Consider the following 2,796-nt stretch of genomic DNA (forward strand, 5'->3'; position numbering starts at 1 on the left):
CTGCCGTCGACTTCACCACCCGGACCCCGCCCTTGCCCGACGGGTCCTCCTGGAAGTGGCCCTTGCCCCGGCCGCCCGCATGGATCTGCGCCTTGACGACATACACGCTGCCGCCGAGACCCTCCGCCACACGCACCGCCTCCTCCGGCGTGTACGCCACCCCGCCGCGCGGCACCGGCACGCCATAGCGCCCCAAGAGCCCCTTCGCCTGATACTCGTGGATGTTCATTCCCTGCCCTTCCTGCGATGCCGGTTCGAGGGCGGTTCGGACGGTCGACACCCCTCCCCCCTCACCCTCCCGCCGCCGATGCGGCAGGCCCCTCCCTCTCCCCGAGGAGAGGGAAAATCACCTCTCCTTGGGGAGAGGTCGAAATCGCCCTGGCGATTTCGGGTGAGGGGGAGCGGTGCCGAGGCCCGGAACCGCTCCCGCCCTGCGCCTATGCCTGGTTCACAGCAGCCCGGCGGCGCGGGCCCAGCGGTACTTGGCGCCCAGCACCGCGACCGGCGTCTCGGTCGAGTACGGGTAGGCGACGATGCCGTGGTCGTAGAGGTATTGCGCCGCCTCCTCGACCTGCACGTCGCCGGCCAGCGAGGCCACGATCGGCTTGTTGATGCCCTTGGCCCGCATCTCGTCCACCACCTCGGTGATCACCTTCGCGAACACCATCGGCGGCGTGATGATGGTATGCCAGTAGCCGAGGATCAGCGCGTGGATGCGGTCGTCCTCCAGCCCCAGCTTCACCGTGTTGCGATAGGTGGTCGGCGGCTCGCCCCCGGTGATGTCGACCGGGTTGCCGGCGGCGCCGAAGGGCGGGATGAACTTGCGGAAGGCGGCGTCGAGGTCCGGCGGCATCGCCATCAGCGACAGGCCGTTGTCGACGCAGGCATCCGACAGCAGCACGCCCGAGCCGCCGGCGCCGGTGATGATGACCACGTTCTCGCCCTTCGGCGCCGGCAGCACCGGGATGCCGCGGGCGAATTGCAGCAGGTCCTGCAGGCTCTTGGCGCGGATCACGCCGGACTGCCGGAGCACGTCGTCATAGACCTTGTCGTTGCCGGCCAGCGCCCCGGTGTGCGAGCTGGCCGCCCGCGCCCCGAGCGAGGTGCGCCCCGCCTTCAGCACCACCACCGGCTTCTTCTTCGACACCTCCTTCGCCACCTCGGCGAAGGCGCGGCCGTCCTTCAGGTCCTCCAGATGCATCGCGATCACGTCGGTCGCGTCGTCCTGCTCGAAGAAGGTCAGCAGGTCGTCCTCGTCGATGTCCGACTTGTTGCCGAGGCCGACGATGGCCGAGACACCCATCTTGGTCGACCGGCTGAAGCCGATGATCGCCATGCCGATGCCGCCGGATTGCGAGGACAAGGCCGCACGGCCTTGAACATCAAAGGGCGTGCAGAAGGTCGCGCACAGATTCTTGGGCGTGTAATAGAAGCCGTAGATGTTCGGCCCCATCAGGCGGATGTCGTATTTCCGGCCGATGGCGATGATCTCCTCCTGGCCCTCATGGTTGCCGGTCTCGGCGAAGCCGGAGGGGATCAGGACCGCGCCCGGGATCTTCTTCTCGCCGACCTCCGTCAACGCCTGGGCCACGAACTTGGCCGGGATCGCGAACACCGCGACGTCGATGTCGCCCGGCACGTCCTTGACGCTGGGATAGGCCTTGAGCCCCAGGATCTCGGTGGCCTTCGGGTGGATCGGATAGATCTTGCCCTTGTAGCCGCCGTTGATCAGGTTCTTCATCACCGAGTTGCCGATCTTGCCGTCCTCGGCCGAGGCGCCGATCACGGCGACCGCGTCGGGCCGCATGATCCGGTTCATCTTGGCCAGGATGGCGTCCTTCGCCGGCCGCGGCCGAGGGGCCTTCTCCTCGAAGTCGACGACCACGCGGACATCCGCGGCGATGGCTCCGTCGGTGCGGGCGAAGACCGGGTTGAGGTCGAGCTCGACGATCTCCGGCACCGCGTCGACCAGGCGCGAGACCTGGACGATCAGCTGGGCCAGCGCCGTGCGGTCGACCGGCGGCGCGCCGCGCACGCCGTGCAGCACCGCCGCGGCCTGGATGCCGTCCAGCATCGACAGCGCCTCGTCATGGTCGACCGGGGCCAGGCGGAAGGTGATGTCCTTCAGCACCTCGACCAGCACGCCGCCGAGGCCGAAGGCCACCAGCTTGCCGAAGCTGGGGTCGGTGACCGCGCCGACGATCACCTCCTGCCCGCCGACCAGCATCTGCTGGACCTGGACGCCGAGGATCTCGGCCTTCGGGTCGTAGCGGCCGGCGCTCTCGACGATGCGCTTGAAGCCGGCGCGCACGTCCTCGGCCGATTTGACGCCGACCAGCACGCCGCCGGCCTCGGTCTTGTGCAGGATCTGCGGCGAGACGATCTTCAGCACCACCGGGAAGCCGATCGCCGCGGCCTGGGCCGCCGCCTCGTCGGCCGTGGTGGCCAGCGCCTCCTTCGGGATCGGGATCTGCCAGGCCTCGCACAGCGCGCGGGCCTCGGGGGCGGTCAGGCTGGTGCGCCCGTCCCGCTTCACGGCGTCAAGGATGCGGCGGGCGGTCGTCCGGGCATCGTCCAGGACGTCGACATGGCCATTCATGGCGGTCCTCGCTCAGCAAAGGATGTGGGGGAGGACCGGACCCACCTGAGGCTGCCCGGTCGGGTGTCGCAATAGGTTCGGGTCGACGGCCAGGCCGTCGGTCAATCGGTTGTTTCTCCTATCGCCTCTCCCGCTTGCGGGAGAGGTCGGAGACGCGAAGCGGCTCCGGGTGAGGGGATTTTGTCGAGGCCTGGCCC

General features: G+C 69.0%; 2 protein-coding genes. Both read right to left on the reverse strand.

Annotated elements, in window-relative coordinates:
• Positions 1–229, reverse strand: a 229-nt coding sequence (locus tag P409_RS31070; RefSeq protein ID WP_034845352.1) for an ATP-grasp domain-containing protein, incomplete at its 3' end; no start/stop codon positions are given.
• A 219-nt stretch (positions 230–448) separates the two neighbouring features.
• On the reverse strand, positions 449–2,599 hold the full coding sequence (locus tag P409_RS31075) for an acetate--CoA ligase family protein (protein WP_052121605.1): 2,151 nt from the start codon (positions 2,597–2,599) through the stop codon (positions 449–451).
• Between the last annotated feature and the right edge of the window lie 197 nt (positions 2,600–2,796).

The organism is Inquilinus limosus MP06 (assembly GCF_000767795.1).
In the GTDB taxonomy this organism is placed as follows: domain Bacteria; phylum Pseudomonadota; class Alphaproteobacteria; order DSM-16000; family Inquilinaceae; genus Inquilinus; species Inquilinus limosus_E.

Excerpts from the sequence above, each read along its gene's own strand:
- P409_RS31075 (WP_052121605.1), bottom strand. The coding sequence starts at position 2,599 with ATGAATGGCCATGTCGACGTCCTGGACGATGCCCGGACGACCGCCCGC.